Below are 15,139 nucleotides of genomic sequence, written 5' to 3'. Positions count from 1 at the left end.
GGAGCTGTTTTTTTAATGGTTGAGATCAGGTAGAAGGGCGGTTTGGCCCTTTTAATTTTTTATCTTCTTGTCCTGGTGCGCTTTCCACTTGATTTTTACGTGGTTGTTGATTTTTCTTTTGTTTAGACATGGTTCAACCTCCTAATACTGTATTTTTTACTTTTATATTTTTTACAAATAGGCAATCAATCATGCGAAAAATGGGAGGTCTTTTGCAAATAAACACTTTCTTTGACGAATTGCTTCTAGTTTTGTCGCACAGGAAGGGAGTAGAGGATGAACGGAGAACATATTAACTAACAAAGTATGGAGGGGATTTGTATGTCCAATGTAGTTGTTTCAAGAAATGAGATTGCGGACTTGTTCAATGAAATGATGCTTCAAATGGATGTATTGGAAGAGACAATGTCAAATTCACTTAAAATAGAGCGAGAAGAGATGGAAGAAGTCATGAAACACCAAATTAAGAGGCTGCATGTCACACTGGATGAAGTGGAAAAAGTGATGGGTGAGCAACGGTCGTTGAAAATTCATTCTCCAAAATCCATTGACTTTAGGCAGAGTGCTTACTCTGTATAAGAAGATATGGTAATGTATTGCTAGAGGTGAAGCGAAAAATGTCTGGCAATGATAATAGTGTAAGGGAATTAACAAAACAAATTTTAATGGAATTGGACAGGATAGAAGAAAATTTTGTGGAAGCTAAAGCTAGTAAACAAGAACCTGATTTTTTTCTAACAGTTAAGCCCTATGCAGATGAAGTATTTGCGACTGTCGAACAATGGGAAAGTACGGTTAAAAACTGGATACTGTCAGAAAAACCTAAATATATACATGTTCAACAAATTGATAGCACGGTTGAAAATATAAATATGGTTGCAGTACAATGCTTTTATCCGGATACACGTGAAAAGCGGTTTAAAGGCATGATACAGTCCATTCGGTATGTATTGAATGATACAATTTCCAAAAATATGTAGAATTATATGAAAAGCCTGATCAAGTGAAGATCAGGCTTTTCATTTTATCGATCTTTTTGAGCTTTGTTTGTTACAGGTCGTTCTTCAGCAGTGGCGACAGGTTCAATTGCATATTCCACTTTTTCGAATACCTTTTTTTCAGCTGGCTGTGCACCAATTGTAGGTTCGTGGCCTTTTTTCTTATGGTTAAAGTTTTTTCCGCGACTCATCTATATCCCTCCTTTTTCTCTTTCATAGCTTTCCACGTAATCGCACTTCTCATTACGCAAATCTTTAGAGCATTGGCTTATAAATGAGACTGGGCAGTACCTGCCTGGTCCTATTAATGTGAAACCTTTAGTATTGGTTAAACGCCGCTGTTGGTTTTCGCAAATGGCTTCGCTTTCCTAGGGGCGCTGCTGGAGCCTCCCTCGGCTACGCCTGTGGAGTCTCCACCTAGCGCTATCTCCCTCAGGAGTCTCCGCCTTTTTGCTTCAATCAACAGCTAGAAACAACAAGAACTTCACGGTAATGTTTTATAAAAGTTAACTCATTAGTTGTATAATAAAACCTTACAGTGAATAGTGAATGCAAATACCTTATTAATTGGAGTGGAAGGCGCGCAGACGCCCGCGGGCAAGCGAAGCGCCTGAAACGGAAATTAACTGTATTATAAATATCTTATGAAAAAAGAGACCTATTAAGGTCTCCTTATAGTACTGCTTATTATGTTACTTTTAGAATGTCTTCAAATGTATTTGGCGGAACAGCACCTTTTGACTCGAGTTCACGAATAAGATTGCGGAACTGACCAATCGTTAATTCCCCTCTAAGGTACAGCTGTCTGGCAAAGTCCATTAACTCATTATGCTCCATTGGCTCATAGGTTTTACAACTTATAAATTTATGACGCAACTCTTCAAGTACCAATCCAATCCCCCCCTTTGAAGTTAATTCCATCATAGCATGCAAAATAAATTTTTCTTGTTTTTGAAAAAATGAAACTTCCGACAAATTGGGACAAAATTGGAGTATTGTGGCAAGTTCATAAAAGCTCGTTTAACAAAGTGGAATAGGCACCTTTCCCATGTTTTTTCATACGTTATTTATAGCTAGAAAAGAGGAGGGGTTTGAATGTTTAGGAGAATGTATGCGAGGCCTAGACATTTATCACATAATAGGAATATGAATATGTTAGGTCAGCTTCCTTTTTTAAATAATCTATTGCCTAATGCAGGCGTCGGATCCCTGCAAGGAATGTATCCACAGCAGGTAATGAACGGAGGATGGATGAATCAACAGGGGATGGTTCCTGACTATATGAATACCATGCCGTTTTCAGGAAGTGGGATGCAAAATTCAGCTTTTCCTTTTAATATGATGAATAATACGGGTCAAAATGCTTTCCCGCAAACAATGCAGATGGGCGGTATGGGACAGAATACTTTTGCTCAAGGTATGCCGTTTGGTGGAATGGGTCAGAACGGCTATCCACAACAAGGAATACCACAACAGGGTGTAGGGCCGTCAGGTAATTTTATGCCAAATCAAATGGGCATGCCATTTATGAATCCATATCCAACACAAGGACAATCGGCGAAACCTCAAACATCTCAAGTGAATTCCTTTATGAATCAGTTTAAAGGGCAGGACGGCAATGTTGATATGAAAAAAATGATGGACACTGCAGGTCAAATGATGAATACGGTGAACCAACTTAACAATATGTTTAAAGGTCTTACGGCCACATTTAAAGCATAAGAAAGATGCCTTCCTATTGAAGGCATCTTATTTTGATATATGTAAAACCATGTGCTCTTCATCTAAATAAAAGCCATCTACATATAAAGCACCTTTCTCATACCCAAAAGTTTCAAATCCATAGCTTTCATACAATTTTTTTGCAGAGTTATTAGTTGCGGCCACCGTTAATTGAATTTGCTTTAATCCTTGTATGTTTTTCGCCTTTGTTAGGGTGTTCTCAAGCAGCTGTTTGCTATATCCTTTTCCTCTATATTCTTCAGTGATATATACGCCCCAGATAAAACCTTTATGTTTGAACTTAATTTTGTCCTCACGTTGAAAACCGGTCATCCCAACAAGAATTTCTTCTACAAATGCACCATAAATAAAGGAATCTTGATTCTCTGGTATGCGTGTCTTTATATCATCATATGTTCTGTGTTGTTCTTCTTCATAACTTGAAGCGAAGGAAGTGGGTTCTTTTATTAATGACTCTAGACGAAGTCGTTGAAATTGTTCTGCGTCTTTTTTAGATAACACTCGCATTTTCACTCTTATCCCTCCAGGTTTGTAGAAAAAGGAGAGAGAAGGTTCTCTCTCCACACTACTTATGGTAATCTCCTTTTGGATCTTGTTCAAAGAAGTAGTTGTCCAATTTTTCTTCTTCCTGGTGGTTAAGGGAGGAGCTGTAATATGGATTTTCTTCTTTTTGCTCTTTATCCAGGTTCGTTTTTATAACAAGTGATGGCGAAGTGGATGGACTTGCATACACTTTTTTATATTGTTTGCTCATCATTTACACCTCCTAGTCGTTATCTTGTGTGGTGGATGTGGATTTATGTAGTTTATATTTGGACTTTTATTTCCAATCATAAATTTGATGATTCCAACCAAGCTATAAAGGTAGGGAATTTTATTTTTTGGAGGCGTAATGATGACAAATAGAAATGATAATAGAGAACGTAAAAATAAATATCCGTCTAATCAGCATCAACAAGAGGTATCAAAGGAGTTGGCTAGCATCCAGATGGATTCTACTCCTGAGGAGAATGCAAAGTACGGATCAAAATCCCATAAAAACTAAACCAAAAGCAGTCACTCCAGCGGTGACTGCTTTTGGTGTTTTTAAGAATATCAAAAATTGCATTTAACTGTTGATTGCCATTCCAGTTGCTTCGCTTTCCATGGGCAGTCCGGAAGCATCCTCACTTCGTTGCGGGGTCTTCCCTGTCCCTTCCTCCCATAGGAGTCTGCGCAACTTCCACGGCAATCAACAAGATGACTCTAATCACATAGGGTTTTATAAATGGCCCCTAAACAAAATAGTTGCAAATAAATGTAACCTTTCGTTCTAGAAACTTCTAGCTGTGGATTGGAGCAAATGGCGGAGACTCCAGTGGGGGAGTAACGGTAGGTTGAGACCCCTGAAGCGTTGTGAGGAGGCTCAAGCACCGTCCCGCGGAAAGCTAAGCCATTTGCGGAAAGGAACAGCGGCGATTACCAAAAAACTAAGTTTTAATATTTAATAGGACAGGGCAGTTTTTCTGATTTTTTCAGTCATCAATCTTAATTTGTTTGATGTTTTTCTTTGGTATGCGGATTTGGAGTAGGCCGTCTCGGTAATTTGCTTGAAGGGCATTTAATTTTACATAAGGTGGAACGGGTATGGTCCGTTTTTGCTGCTTCATAGAATAACTGTTGCTGATAAAAGAAGTTGTTTCATCAATGGTTTCAAGCTGCTCTTCATTTTTGACTCCGATGGTTAAGTATCGATCAAAGGTCTCTATTGTAATTTGTTCTTTTTTAATTCCCGGAAGTTTACAAATGACGATAAACTCTCCTGTTGTTTCTTGTGTTTCCACTGGCAATGAAGCTTCTGTAAATGCATGGCCAAAAAAATTATCCATTTGCTGAAGCATTCCTTTTATCGGTGAGCTGCTGAAAAATGCATCAATGGAAGTCATAAGATTGTTTTGTGAAGGCCTATTCTGAGGAAGATTATCCTTATTGTCTTTCATGGAAATTCTCCTTTCTTGCTCTTTATCATTACTATATTGAACCCAGCTTACATGGGTTACAAATTTAGTGAAGGAGAAAACGACAATATTTTCATGGTAAGCGCGTACAATCTATGATATTTTTGGAACTAAGAAGTATATAAAGGAAGTTTGTTATGCAGTTATTAAAAAATACATATTTTTTAAAAGTAATAAAGGTTGTCTTTCCATTATCGATCTTAATCGTTTTATATATTGAAGGGAAAAAACAGATTCAATCCATCAACATGACCCTTGTAATGGAGAAAATCGGGGACATTGGATTTATTTCATTTTCTTGGCTAATAATACTAGGTGTTTTGGCCGTTTCTACCATGATATTTTACGATCTATTCATTTCTAGGGGATTAAAAGTGCAAATACCTGCAAGAAAACTTGCGATTTATGGATTCTCATCTAATTCCTTTGCGAATTTCATGGGATTTGGTGGGTTTGCTGGGGTAGGATTGAGAACGTTATACTATCGCAAATATGCAGGGAACTTCCCTTTACTCCTAAAGAGTGTGACCATAATTCTTCCCTATATGCTCTGCGGACTTTCTATATTTGCTTGGTGGATTGTCATGTATGAATGGTCAGATCCCACTTTACTTTTAAACTATCCCATTTTGAAACTGCCTCTGCTTGTCATGAGTGGGTATATATTTTTTATATTTTTTGCAAGCCATTTTACGAGAAGCTTGTATACAAGACAACAGTTTACCCTGATAGGCGTTTCTATTATAGAATGGTTTTTTGCAGGAATCGTGTTTTGGCAGACTTCCGTTTTGTTACATTTAGACGTCCCAGTACTCATTACTTTTACCATATTCTTTATGGCAGCCATTGCAGGTGTATTAAGCACAGTGCCAGGTGGGGTGGGTGCATTTGATTTTGTTATTCTAGTCGGATTTGCTTCTTTTGGAGTGTATGAGGAGAAACTAGTAGCACTGCTTCTTTTGTATAGGTTAGTGTATTATGTTGTCCCTTTTCTCATAAGTTCGGTTATTTTTTTCACTTTCATGTTCAAGGAGAAAGCATGGAAGTCACTACTTCCAGAAAAGCACTCTTGGTCGATACTATGCCATCGAATTCTTTCCATTTGGGTACTTATAGTGGGAGTATTATTGGTCTTATTTCCGGTCATTCCTGTTATCGTCCGCAAAATTACCATTGCCAATGAATTCTTATCCATGGAAATGATGCAAGTCTCCCAACAGTTTTCTATTACTATCGGTATCACTTTACTTGTTTTGGCAAGAGCCATTGAAGATAAGGTGAAAAGAGCGTATTATTTTACATTTTTCATTCTTGTTTTCGGAACGTTAGTTAGCTTCTCAAAAGGATTCCATTTGTGGGAAGCGGTTCTCTTCCTTGTTGCGATGCTTCTACTGTATTTCTCTAGAACACATTTTTATAGAAAAAGCAGTCAATATACCTTTGTAAAAGGACTTATTGACGGTGTTATCCTCTTGGCAATTGCTTTGATTTATGTCATCGTAGGTTCTCTTCAGATTTCGTATATTCAAAGAATTGTACCGAAGAGATTGCAAGACCTCTTTTCTCTTGACACCCAATCTTTGTGGCAAGACGTAGGTTTTGGTGTACTGTTGGCAATTGTCCTTATTTACTTTGGCTTGTTCTTTAAAAGATGGAAGCAATCTGGTTCCTTAAGATAAAAAAATCTATGCATGATCCAAAAATGTTCCGCAAATTGTCGCAAAAACGAGTATAAAATGGTTAAATCGTTTTGTGAATAAAATGGACTGAAGCATGCTTTTTTACTAGATATATGTTATAATTTATTGGAAGAGATTGTATGACGAGGATGCTTTTTTTATTTTTTTCTTATTTTTTCCTCGTATATTGGCATACTAAGAGTATATTAGTGAGGATAAACTGCGCCCCACCTCAAAAGATAGGAGAGTGGTACTATGGCTTTTGGAAGAAGAGAAGTAGAAGAAATCGTTACCGAGGAAACGAAAGTATGGGTTTGTGAATCAGAGGATTGCAACGGTTGGATGAGAGATAACTTCAAGAACAGCGAAAGTGACACCCCAACATGTCCTTTATGCCACAGCAGCATGACACAATCCACCAAAGTGCTAGCAGTCATCAATAACTACAGTCAAAATCAGAAGATGTAAATATAGTCAAAAGAAACCAAGTGCCTTACGTGTGCTTGGTTTTTCTTTTTGGACTTTACGAACCGAACGCTTATTCGCTAAAATAGAGAGTAGATAATGAGGTGAATGGTAATGAAATGGAGAAAAACCATATATGAAGTGATTGATTGGATGAAAAGTGAGGAATCAATAGCAAAAAATATCGTACATTGGGAAACAGTCCAACCAAAAGAAGCGCAAACTGTTCCGTTTCCTACACAAATAGATGAACGTTTGTTGAAGTCCCTAACCGAAAGAGGAATCAACTCTTTATATACGCATCAAGCAGCGGCGTTTGAGGCTGCAACCGATAAAAAGCATTTTGTCGCCGTCACTCCGACAGCATCAGGAAAAACATTATGTTATAACTTGCCGGTCCTTCAGAAAATCGTGAAAAACAATGATGCACGGGCTCTATACTTGTTCCCGACAAAAGCACTTGCGCAAGATCAAAAGAGTGAATTGAATGAAATTATTACACAAATGGGTGTGCCAATCAACAGTTATACATATGATGGTGACACGGCTCCTACTATTAGACAAAAAGTAAGAAAAGCAGGGCATGTAGTTATTACAAATCCAGATATGCTTCATTCTGCCATCCTTCCACACCATACGAAATGGGTCTCTCTTTTCGAGAATCTGGAATATATCGTAATAGATGAATTGCATACGTACAGAGGTGTGTTTGGAAGCCATGTAGCTAATGTGATAAGAAGGTTAAAACGTATCTGTAAGTTTTACGGTAGCAACCCTACATTCATTTGTACATCGGCAACAATAGCGAATCCGAAAGAACTCGCTCAGCAGCTTACTGGAGAGTCTTTTGAATTAATCAATAATAACGGAGCTCCATCCAGTAAAAAGCACATCGTCTTTTATAATCCTCCAATCGTAAACAAACCGCTGAATATCAGGAGAAGCGCAACGCTAGAGGTAAGAAAGCTTGCGGCAGAGTTTCTCCAAGAGAAGATTCAAACCATCGTTTTTGCCAAAAGCAGGGTACGAGTAGAAATATTGCTAACATACCTTAAAGAGTTGGTTAAAAATCAACTTGGTGAAAAGTCCATCCAAGGGTACAGGGGCGGATACCTTCCAACTCAACGACGAGCGATTGAAAAAGGCTTAAGAAACGGTGAGATATATGGTGTAGTTAGTACAAACGCCCTCGAACTTGGTGTGGATATTGGCCAATTACAGGTATGTATCATGACAGGATATCCTGGAACGATTGCAAGTGCTTGGCAACAGGCGGGCCGTGCAGGACGCAGGCAGGGGGAAGCGGTGATCGTCATGGTGGCGAGCTCCAATCCGTTAGATCAGTATGTCATACAACATCCGGAGTTTTTTCTTAAAAGCAATCCAGAATCAGCCAGAATCAATCCGAACAATCTTGTCATACTTGTCGATCATATAAAGTGTGCTGCGTATGAGCTGCCATTTAAAGAAGGAGATACGTTTGATGGAGTGGAACTGGAGGATATTTTAGATTATTTGACAGAAGAAAGAGTACTTCACGAAAACGGAGGAAAATGGCACTGGATGAACGATGCCTTTCCTGCACATAACATCAGTTTGCGTTCAGCCTCTCAGGAAAATGTGATTATCATTGACCAATCATCAGAACCTGCTAACAAGGTGATTGGAGAAATGGACCGTTTCAGTTCGATGACGCTGCTTCATGATGAAGCGATCTACTTGCACCAGGGAGTTCAATATCAAGTAGAAAAACTGGATTGGGAAGAGAAGAAAGCATTTGTAAGAGAGGTTAATGTCGATTACTTCACCGATGCCAATCTTGCTGTATCCCTGGATGTTCTTGAGGTGGACAAACAGACCGGTTATCAAGCAGGCACGATTTCCTTTGGTGATGTATCAGTGCGTGCAATGGCCACTATTTTCAAAAAGATAAAATTTGAAACTCATGAAAATATCGGTTCAGGACCGATTTACCTGCCGGAAGAAGAGCTGCAAACAAGTGCCACGTGGATTACGCTTGAAGAAGAGATTACAGAGCGTCTAAAAGGTGATGACTTAGAAAAGAGTCTATTGGGCATCGCTCATGCCTTGAAACACGTAACTCCGCTGTTATTAATGTGTGAACCAATGGATATGCAAGTAGTCCCTCAAGTCAAATCAACTCACGATGAGAAGCCAGTGGTTTATTTTTATGACCGCTATCCTGGAGGAGTCGGCTTAAGTGAAAAAGCGTATGACTATATAGACGAGCTGCTTACTAGAGCGGGTGACCTAATAGGAAACTGCCCATGTCGCTCTGGTTGTCCTTCATGCATAGGTGCAGATTATCCTGATGAAGACTCTAAAGAATTGGCACTTTCTCTGCTTCAAAAGCTTGTGTAAAGGAGGGAAAGCATATGAGCATGAAAAATAAATTGAACAGAATGAAAAAGCATCTCCAAACCAATGCTTCTGAGACAATGTCTGAGGAACGTGAGAATGCAAGGGACCAGGATCAGACTGCCACTTCTCTTTCTAGTGTTCCAAATTTAAAAGAATGGGAAGCCTTTGGGGTCACACCATACTATGCTAATGGTGAGTACTGTCTTATCCGTGAGGTGGAGTATGATTTAGATTATAAGCATGGTAAGTATCGGCTGGGGGATCTATTGCCTGTTATGGATGAATGGCAAGAATCTAGTGTAGAGCATCCGTTGTCTGCAAAAGGTCATCAGGTGAATGATCTGTTTTTCTTCGATACGGAAACCACAGGACTCAGTGGAGGGACGGGGACAACAATCTTTCTGCTGGGATATGCAAGAGTGCTAAGTGATAAGGTGATAGTCAGGCAACACCTTTTACCTGGACCGGGAAATGAAGTTGCCCTTTATCAGAGCTTCCTTGAGAACGTCGACTATACGACACTCGTGACATACAACGGTAAGGCATTTGACTGGCCTCAAGTAAAAACACGGCATACTCTTATTCGGGAGCATGTCCCGAAACTTCCTGCCTTTGGACATTATGACCTGTTACATGCTTCTAGAAGACTATGGAAGAATAAATTAGAATCGGTAAGGCTTGCAAATGTAGAAAAAGAAATCCTTGAGATTGAGCGAAAAGATGATATACCCGGATTTTTAGCACCGATGATTTATTTTGATTTTGTAAAAACACACGAAATGCAAGGGATAAAGGGAGTAATGAAACACAATGAATGGGATGTGTTGACCTTGATTACTTTGTATGCCCATCTTTCAGGTCTCCTTTTAGTGGATAGCAAGCAAAGAGATAAAATGGAAGAGTATGAAATAGGGCGTTGGTATGACGTATTGGGTGAGAAGGAAGCAGCTAAAGCATTATATAACAATATTTCCGACTCTTCTCCCCAAGCCACCTTTAATTTAGGAATGCTAAAGAAAAAGGAACAGAACTACAAAGAGGCAATAATACTATTTCAAAAATGTTTTGCTGATGAGAATAATCTGTGTAAGGAATCGGCTGGAATAGAAATTGCAAAAATACTCGAGCATAAAGAAAAAGACTACATTCTTGCTTTATTTTATGCTGAAAAATCGTTAGAGTTTTATAAGTCATCAAGTGATAAATCTTTGAAAAAATATAGTACAATTGTAGCTGATTTTGAGAAAAGAATTAATCGACTTAAAAATAAATCGAGAAATTGAAAATATTTTCACATTTTGTCTAAATTTCTGCAAAACATATATTGTCAACGTGCTTTTTACCATGTAAAATTAACTATTGTGAATGACAAAATTACTATTAGAAATATGGGAGAGAGAGCACGTTGTCTAGATTTATTTTATGTTTGTTTTTTGTTGTTATCGGCCTTACGTTATTTGGACTTTCCAATTTAAAGGATAATATCTACACGATTTTACTATAAAAATGGTAGGCAAATGTATTTAAATTAAGAAAATAGGTGTTTGTATTAGTACATGTATCTCACTTCTTTCATAGTTTGTTAATGTAAAGAGAAAAACAAATTGAAAGGAGATCGAAAGTATGTACAACTGCAGACCTAACATGATGGCACCAAACTCGATGGCACCAATCGTCCATCCAACAAAATGTTGTGTAAAAAATCTTTATTCTACTACTGAGGTTCCTCACATTCATCCTTCACACACAACATATGTAAACAACCAACAGTTCCAACACAAACACTATTTCCCGCACACGGATTCCATGGTAGATTCTGTGTCACACCAACACTTCAATTGTGGCCCTGGTGGCCCTGGAATGGGTGGAGCACCTGGAATGGGTGGTCAACCTGGTCAAGTGATGGGAGCGCAAACAGGACCTGGATATGGTCAAATGGGAATGCCTGGTCAAGTAATGGGAGCACAACAAGGTCCTGGAATGGGACAAATGGGACCTGGCGGAATGCCTGGTCAATGTAAGCCTTATGGCTATGGAAGATAAGCAAGTTTTTACTTGCTTTGCTTGATAAATGTCGAAGGAGAACTGGCTTTAAGTCAGTTCTTTTTCGATTACATAAAATGGTCTGACCTCACATATCGGTTAACACTTGCGCTTTTCATGCTTTCTATTTATTATTTTAAGTAGAGGTGCTTATGAAAGTATTAGTAATTACAGGGTATAAACCCCAGGAACTGCAGATATTTAAAAAGGAAGATCCTGCCATACAATTCCTAAAAAAAGCGATACAGAAACGCTTGACTGCTTTACTAGAAGAGCATAATGAGTTAGAATGGGTTGTTATCAGCGGGCAGTTAGGTGTGGAACTTTGGGCTGCAGAAGTTGTTTATGAACTTCAGGCGGACTTTCCTAACTTGAAACTTGCTGTATTTACACCGTTTTTGGAACAGGAAGAAAAATGGAGCGAACAAAATAAAGAGTATTATGAGTCTATTTTGTCGCAAGCTAATCATATTGATTCTATTACAAAAAAGAAATATGAATCCCCACTTCAATTAAAATTAAAAAATCAGTTTGTGGTGGATAAGTCGGACGCCTTATTGGTGGTATACGATGAAGAGGGACCAGGTAGTCCTCAATATATAATAGAGATGGCACGTAAAAAATCAGCTCAGACAGATTATCCTATATATACGATTGACAGCTACGAACTTCAACTTGTTGTGGAAGAAGAACAATACAGTAACAATCAAGACTGGTAAATTTAGAACAGAGAAATTGAGAAGTGACCCTACAATTAAAATATTGGGCACTCGCATAGAGGTGAGGAACTTATGCTATCAGATAAAATTAAATTAACGTCAAAAGAAATTCTAGAAAAAGAGTTCAAATCAGGCATGAGAGGCTATAAAGCAGAAGATGTAGACAAGTTTTTAGATGTCGTTATAAAGGATTATGAAACTTTTTATCAAGAATATGACTTGGTTGTACAAGAAAACGCTAGGCTTAAAAGACAAGTCGAAGAAGCAGGGAAAAAACCCCAGCAAACAAATACAAACAGCGGATCTACTAATTTCGATATCCTAAGAAGATTATCGAACCTAGAAAAGCATGTTTTCGGAAGTAAATTATACGACTGACAGTAATTAACAGTTGCAATCATCGCTCAAATTTACTATACTATATTTTGCTGACATCAATAGTGATTGGGTAACCGCTACGGTTTCGGCTGTAGAGGAAAGTCCATGCTCGCACAGGCTGAGATGCTTGTAGTGTTCGTGCCTAGCGAAAAAATAAGCTAGGGTAGCTTGGTTTTCGGACGAAGCTAACGGCAGGGAACGCACCTAAGTCTTTTAGATATGGTGTTAATACCTTGAAAGTGCCACAGTGACGTAGTCTTACAAGAAATTGTAAGAGTGGAACGAGGTAAACCCCTCGAGCGAGAAACCCAAATAATGGTAGGGGCACCTTCTCTAAGGAACTAAACGATGAGAGGGACAGATACTTTAAAGTTTCTGTAGACAGATGGTTACCACCTGCGTACAAGGAGCGATCCGTTTGCAGTACAAAGGAACAGAACATGGCTTACAAATCACTATTGATTGAATGTCACATCCAACTATGATTATGTAACATAAGCTCTCCTGTTGCCAGGGGAGCTTTATTTAATAGATGGGATATGGGAAGTAGAATTATGACAATAATACATAAGAGAATTTGAATATTAGTTAGGGTGAATCATACTATGAAAAACTACACATTAATTGCGACTGCTGCAATGGGATTAGAGTCACTTGTGGCAAAAGAAGTAAGAGATTTAGGATATGAATGTACAGTTGATAATGGCAAGGTTATCTTTAAGGGAGACGCTATGGCTATTTGCCGGGCAAACCTATGGTTAAGGACAGCAGACAGAATTAAAGTGGTGGTAGGAGAATTTAAAGCCACTTCTTTTGAAGAACTATTTGAAAAGACAAAAGCGTTACCGTGGGGAGATTATTTACCTGAAGATGCCGAGTTTCCTGTTATTGGGAAGTCGGTAAAGTCCAAGCTCTTTAGTGTGCCAGATTGCCAAGCTATCGTGAAAAAAGCAGTAGTGGAAAAAATGAAGGCACATTACAATATACAGTCTGCATGGTTAGATGAAAAAGGGGCAGTTTATAAAATTGAGGTTGCCTTGCTAAAAGATGTAGCGCAAATCACCATTGATGCCTCCGGAATCGGTCTACATAAACGTGGGTATCGTGCGGATCAAGGAGAGGCTCCACTAAAAGAAACATTGGCAGCAGCTTTAGTTATGTTGACAAACTGGCATCCTGATAAGCCGTTTGTAGATCCTTTTTGCGGTTCCGGTACGATTCCAATTGAAGCTGCTCTCATTGGGCAAAATATTGCACCTGGATTTAATCGTGACTTTGTATCAGAAGACTGGCATTGGATTGGCGATGACCTCTGGAGTCAGGCACGCGTGGAAATGGAAGACAAGGCTAACTATGACCAGCCGCTAGATATAGCAGGATATGATATTGACCACCGCATGATTTCAATTGCCAAAGAAAACGCATTTGAAGCGGGACTTGGAGAATTAATTGATTTTAAACAAATGCAAGTTAGAGACTTTACGACAAGAAAAGAGTACGGTGTTATTATCGGAAATCCTCCATATGGAGAGCGCCTTGGTGAACGACCAGAAGTGGAGAAGATGTACCGTGAGATGGGTAAGGCTTTCGCTGAATTAGATACTTGGTCTGTTTATATGCTGACTTCCCACGAAGGATTTGAAAGCTTTTATGGAAAGAAAGCCACCAAGAAACGTAAGTTGTTTAATGGTTTCATCAAAACAGACTTTTATCAATACTGGGGCAAGCGTCCGCCTAGAAAAGGATAAAAACGTTTATCGGTATCAGGTAGAGGGAATTACTCCTAAAAAGGAGTGATGGTGTTGAGAGATCAGACTAAAGAAAAAACACTACTTGAGAGAAATGAGAAAGATAAGGCTTTTAAGGAAAAAGAAAAGAATCAAAAAAACCGTGATCAACTTGTCATGCCGATTGATGAGCTTCCCCTTGAAGATATTAAATATGAAAAAGAGGAAGAACGCGACAAAAAGGCTTCCAAAGATCGTTCTTCAAGTAAAGCCGATTAAACAAAGCTTATAAAATTACTATACATCCCAAATGAATAAACTTCAGAATTTGGGCATAGAATACTTCTATCAATACTGTTTGGAGGGATTTCTATGCCTTTGCATGTGAATGATTTTATGAGGATCTCCAAAGCATTGGAAAGTAGCTATCAGCGCCTTGCAACTGAAAACCTGCTAGATAATCATGAATGTGTAGAACGAATGAACGCTGCACGTGATGAATATACAAAAGCAATGCTGTACGCCACCCTGCTTGATGATGAGATCATCCATATTACAAAGAACTAAAAGAAGCCTCCTTTTTGGGGGTTTTTTATTTGCAGTTGTCTATGGTGAAGCCGGCAACGAGAGTGTTGGAGCGTATGAAGACCTCAGTGAAGGGGAAATCGGAGGAACAGAAGTCCTCATCGAGCGTATGAAGACCCCACTGAAGAGGAAAACGAGTGAGAGAAGTCTTCATCGAGCGTATGAAGACCCCACTGAAGCGGAAAACGAGTGAGAGAAGTCTTCATCGAGCGTTGAAGACCCCACTGAAGCGGAAAACGAGTGAGAGAAGTCTTCATCGAGCGTATGAAGACCCCACTGAAGCGGAAAACGAGTGAGAGAAGTCTTCATCGAGCGTATGAAGGCCCCACTGAAGGGGAATCCGAGGAACAGAAGTCCACATCGAGCGTATGAAGACCCAACTGAAGAGGAAAACGAGTAAGAGAAGTCTTCATAATGAGACTC

Annotated in this window: 20 protein-coding genes and 1 other RNA gene; 15 read left to right on the top strand and 6 right to left on the bottom strand. The window is 38.9% G+C overall.

Translation table 11 applies throughout. The features are described 5' to 3' along the window. Window positions 1-25 precede the first annotated feature (25 nt). Window positions 26-130: a spore protein gene (locus tag LC091_RS18680; RefSeq protein ID WP_205825247.1), complete on the bottom strand. Its 105-nt coding sequence runs from the start codon at window positions 128-130 to the stop codon at window positions 26-28. Between the two features lie 191 nt (window positions 131-321). Between LC091_RS18680 and LC091_RS18675 the strand changes: the two genes are divergently transcribed. Together LC091_RS18675 and LC091_RS18670 are read left to right on the top strand one after the other, a co-directional pair. Further along, window positions 322-579, top strand: a complete 258-nt coding sequence (locus tag LC091_RS18675; RefSeq protein ID WP_226683553.1) for a hypothetical protein — start codon at window positions 322-324, stop codon at window positions 577-579. A gap of 38 nt (window positions 580-617) precedes the next feature. Then, window positions 618-980, top strand: coding sequence for a YppE family protein (locus LC091_RS18670; protein ID WP_226683551.1), 363 nt, complete (start codon window positions 618-620; stop codon window positions 978-980). Between the two features lie 44 nt (window positions 981-1,024). Here LC091_RS18670 and LC091_RS18665 read toward each other — a convergent pair whose 3' ends face one another. Both LC091_RS18665 and LC091_RS18660 read right to left on the bottom strand, forming a co-directional pair. After that, on the bottom strand, window positions 1,025-1,189 hold the full coding sequence (locus tag LC091_RS18665; protein WP_226683549.1) for a hypothetical protein: 165 nt from the start codon (window positions 1,187-1,189) through the stop codon (window positions 1,025-1,027). 496 nt (window positions 1,190-1,685) lie between these two features. Then, a complete protein-coding gene (locus LC091_RS18660; RefSeq protein WP_404819703.1) occupies window positions 1,686-1,922 on the bottom strand; it encodes a YppF family protein in 237 nt (78 codons plus the stop codon). Window positions 1,923-2,093: 171 nt separating this feature from the next. Between LC091_RS18660 and LC091_RS18655 the strand changes: the two genes are divergently transcribed. Then, the gene (locus LC091_RS18655; protein WP_226683547.1) at window positions 2,094-2,720 is read left to right on the top strand and encodes a YppG family protein; all 627 of its coding nucleotides are present in this window, start codon (window positions 2,094-2,096) and stop codon (window positions 2,718-2,720) included. A 27-nt stretch (window positions 2,721-2,747) separates the two neighbouring features. On the opposite strand, the gene LC091_RS18650 is transcribed toward LC091_RS18655, so the two are convergent. Both LC091_RS18650 and LC091_RS18645 read right to left on the bottom strand, forming a co-directional pair. Further along, window positions 2,748-3,248: a GNAT family N-acetyltransferase gene (locus tag LC091_RS18650; RefSeq protein WP_226683589.1), complete on the bottom strand. Its 501-nt coding sequence runs from the start codon at window positions 3,246-3,248 to the stop codon at window positions 2,748-2,750. A gap of 58 nt (window positions 3,249-3,306) precedes the next feature. Then, window positions 3,307-3,498 (bottom strand): hypothetical protein, encoded by a 192-nt coding sequence (locus LC091_RS18645; RefSeq protein WP_226683546.1) that lies wholly within the window; start codon window positions 3,496-3,498, stop codon window positions 3,307-3,309. Window positions 3,499-3,633: 135 nt separating this feature from the next. Between LC091_RS18645 and LC091_RS18640 the strand changes: the two genes are divergently transcribed. Continuing rightward, a complete protein-coding gene (locus LC091_RS18640; protein WP_157182430.1) occupies window positions 3,634-3,786 on the top strand; it encodes a hypothetical protein in 153 nt (50 codons plus the stop codon). 469 nt (window positions 3,787-4,255) lie between these two features. Here the strand turns inward: LC091_RS18640 and LC091_RS18635 are convergent, their stop codons facing one another. Further along, complete coding sequence (locus LC091_RS18635; RefSeq protein ID WP_226683544.1) at window positions 4,256-4,720, bottom strand: Hsp20/alpha crystallin family protein; 465 nt, start codon at window positions 4,718-4,720, stop codon at window positions 4,256-4,258. Between the two features lie 155 nt (window positions 4,721-4,875). Between LC091_RS18635 and LC091_RS18630 the strand changes: the two genes are divergently transcribed. The 11 genes from LC091_RS18630 to LC091_RS18580 all read left to right on the top strand — a co-directional run bounded on the left by LC091_RS18630 (window position 4,876) and on the right by LC091_RS18580 (window position 14,698). After that, window positions 4,876-6,417 (top strand): putative bifunctional lysylphosphatidylglycerol flippase/synthetase, encoded by a 1,542-nt coding sequence (locus LC091_RS18630; RefSeq protein ID WP_226683542.1) that lies wholly within the window; start codon window positions 4,876-4,878, stop codon window positions 6,415-6,417. Window positions 6,418-6,672: 255 nt separating this feature from the next. Continuing rightward, window positions 6,673-6,885, top strand: a complete 213-nt coding sequence (locus LC091_RS18625; protein ID WP_226683540.1) for a cold-inducible protein YdjO-related protein — start codon at window positions 6,673-6,675, stop codon at window positions 6,883-6,885. Between the two features lie 111 nt (window positions 6,886-6,996). Further along, window positions 6,997-9,264 carry a DEAD/DEAH box helicase gene (locus LC091_RS18620; RefSeq protein ID WP_226683539.1) on the top strand — a complete coding sequence of 756 codons (2,268 nt, stop codon included), beginning with the start codon at window positions 6,997-6,999 and terminating at the stop codon, window positions 9,262-9,264. Between the two features lie 14 nt (window positions 9,265-9,278). Continuing rightward, on the top strand, window positions 9,279-10,547 hold the full coding sequence (locus LC091_RS18615) for a ribonuclease H-like domain-containing protein (RefSeq protein WP_226683537.1): 1,269 nt from the start codon (window positions 9,279-9,281) through the stop codon (window positions 10,545-10,547). A gap of 361 nt (window positions 10,548-10,908) precedes the next feature. After that, window positions 10,909-11,307 carry a spore coat protein gene (locus tag LC091_RS18610; protein WP_319003686.1) on the top strand — a complete coding sequence of 133 codons (399 nt, stop codon included), beginning with the start codon at window positions 10,909-10,911 and terminating at the stop codon, window positions 11,305-11,307. Window positions 11,308-11,459: 152 nt separating this feature from the next. Beyond that, window positions 11,460-12,026, top strand: coding sequence for a DUF1273 domain-containing protein (locus LC091_RS18605; RefSeq protein WP_226683535.1), 567 nt, complete (start codon window positions 11,460-11,462; stop codon window positions 12,024-12,026). Between the two features lie 72 nt (window positions 12,027-12,098). Then, the gene (gpsB, locus tag LC091_RS18600) at window positions 12,099-12,404 is read left to right on the top strand and encodes a cell division regulator GpsB (RefSeq protein ID WP_226683533.1); all 306 of its coding nucleotides are present in this window, start codon (window positions 12,099-12,101) and stop codon (window positions 12,402-12,404) included. Between the two features lie 62 nt (window positions 12,405-12,466). Next, an RNA gene (gene rnpB, locus LC091_RS18595) (RNase P RNA component class B) lies at window positions 12,467-12,857 on the top strand. A gap of 152 nt (window positions 12,858-13,009) precedes the next feature. Continuing rightward, complete coding sequence (locus LC091_RS18590; protein ID WP_226683532.1) at window positions 13,010-14,152, top strand: THUMP domain-containing class I SAM-dependent RNA methyltransferase; 1,143 nt, start codon at window positions 13,010-13,012, stop codon at window positions 14,150-14,152. Between the two features lie 48 nt (window positions 14,153-14,200). Further along, complete coding sequence (locus LC091_RS18585) at window positions 14,201-14,410, top strand: hypothetical protein (protein WP_226683531.1); 210 nt, start codon at window positions 14,201-14,203, stop codon at window positions 14,408-14,410. Between the two features lie 93 nt (window positions 14,411-14,503). Next, window positions 14,504-14,698 carry a hypothetical protein gene (locus LC091_RS18580; protein ID WP_226683530.1) on the top strand — a complete coding sequence of 65 codons (195 nt, stop codon included), beginning with the start codon at window positions 14,504-14,506 and terminating at the stop codon, window positions 14,696-14,698. Window positions 14,699-15,139 lie beyond the last annotated feature (441 nt).

This window comes from Sutcliffiella horikoshii, assembly GCF_020524325.1.
GTDB lineage: Bacteria > Bacillota > Bacilli > Bacillales > Bacillaceae_I > Sutcliffiella_A > Sutcliffiella_A horikoshii_D.
This window is presented reverse-complemented; position numbering and strand designations above follow the sequence as displayed.

Excerpts from the sequence above, each read along its gene's own strand:
- LC091_RS18680 (WP_205825247.1), bottom strand. The coding sequence starts at position 130 with ATGTCTAAACAAAAGAAAAATCAACAACCACGTAAAAATCAAGTGGAA.
- LC091_RS18675 (WP_226683553.1), top strand. The coding sequence starts at position 322 with ATGTCCAATGTAGTTGTTTCAAGAAATGAGATTGCGGACTTGTTCAAT.
- LC091_RS18670 (WP_226683551.1), top strand. The coding sequence starts at position 618 with ATGTCTGGCAATGATAATAGTGTAAGGGAATTAACAAAACAAATTTTA.
- LC091_RS18665 (WP_226683549.1), bottom strand. The coding sequence starts at position 1,189 with ATGAGTCGCGGAAAAAACTTTAACCATAAGAAAAAAGGCCACGAACCT.
- LC091_RS18660 (WP_404819703.1), bottom strand. The coding sequence starts at position 1,922 with ATGATGGAATTAACTTCAAAGGGGGGGATTGGATTGGTACTTGAAGAG.
- LC091_RS18655 (WP_226683547.1), top strand. The coding sequence starts at position 2,094 with ATGTTTAGGAGAATGTATGCGAGGCCTAGACATTTATCACATAATAGG.
- LC091_RS18650 (WP_226683589.1), bottom strand. The coding sequence starts at position 3,248 with ATGCGAGTGTTATCTAAAAAAGACGCAGAACAATTTCAACGACTTCGT.
- LC091_RS18645 (WP_226683546.1), bottom strand. The coding sequence starts at position 3,498 with ATGATGAGCAAACAATATAAAAAAGTGTATGCAAGTCCATCCACTTCG.
- LC091_RS18640 (WP_157182430.1), top strand. The coding sequence starts at position 3,634 with ATGATGACAAATAGAAATGATAATAGAGAACGTAAAAATAAATATCCG.
- LC091_RS18635 (WP_226683544.1), bottom strand. The coding sequence starts at position 4,720 with ATGAAAGACAATAAGGATAATCTTCCTCAGAATAGGCCTTCACAAAAC.
- LC091_RS18630 (WP_226683542.1), top strand. The coding sequence starts at position 4,876 with ATGCAGTTATTAAAAAATACATATTTTTTAAAAGTAATAAAGGTTGTC.
- LC091_RS18625 (WP_226683540.1), top strand. The coding sequence starts at position 6,673 with ATGGCTTTTGGAAGAAGAGAAGTAGAAGAAATCGTTACCGAGGAAACG.
- LC091_RS18620 (WP_226683539.1), top strand. The coding sequence starts at position 6,997 with ATGAAATGGAGAAAAACCATATATGAAGTGATTGATTGGATGAAAAGT.
- LC091_RS18615 (WP_226683537.1), top strand. The coding sequence starts at position 9,279 with ATGAGCATGAAAAATAAATTGAACAGAATGAAAAAGCATCTCCAAACC.
- LC091_RS18610 (WP_319003686.1), top strand. The coding sequence starts at position 10,909 with ATGATGGCACCAAACTCGATGGCACCAATCGTCCATCCAACAAAATGT.
- LC091_RS18605 (WP_226683535.1), top strand. The coding sequence starts at position 11,460 with ATGAAAGTATTAGTAATTACAGGGTATAAACCCCAGGAACTGCAGATA.
- gpsB (WP_226683533.1), top strand. The coding sequence starts at position 12,099 with ATGCTATCAGATAAAATTAAATTAACGTCAAAAGAAATTCTAGAAAAA.
- LC091_RS18590 (WP_226683532.1), top strand. The coding sequence starts at position 13,010 with ATGAAAAACTACACATTAATTGCGACTGCTGCAATGGGATTAGAGTCA.
- LC091_RS18585 (WP_226683531.1), top strand. The coding sequence starts at position 14,201 with ATGGTGTTGAGAGATCAGACTAAAGAAAAAACACTACTTGAGAGAAAT.
- LC091_RS18580 (WP_226683530.1), top strand. The coding sequence starts at position 14,504 with ATGCCTTTGCATGTGAATGATTTTATGAGGATCTCCAAAGCATTGGAA.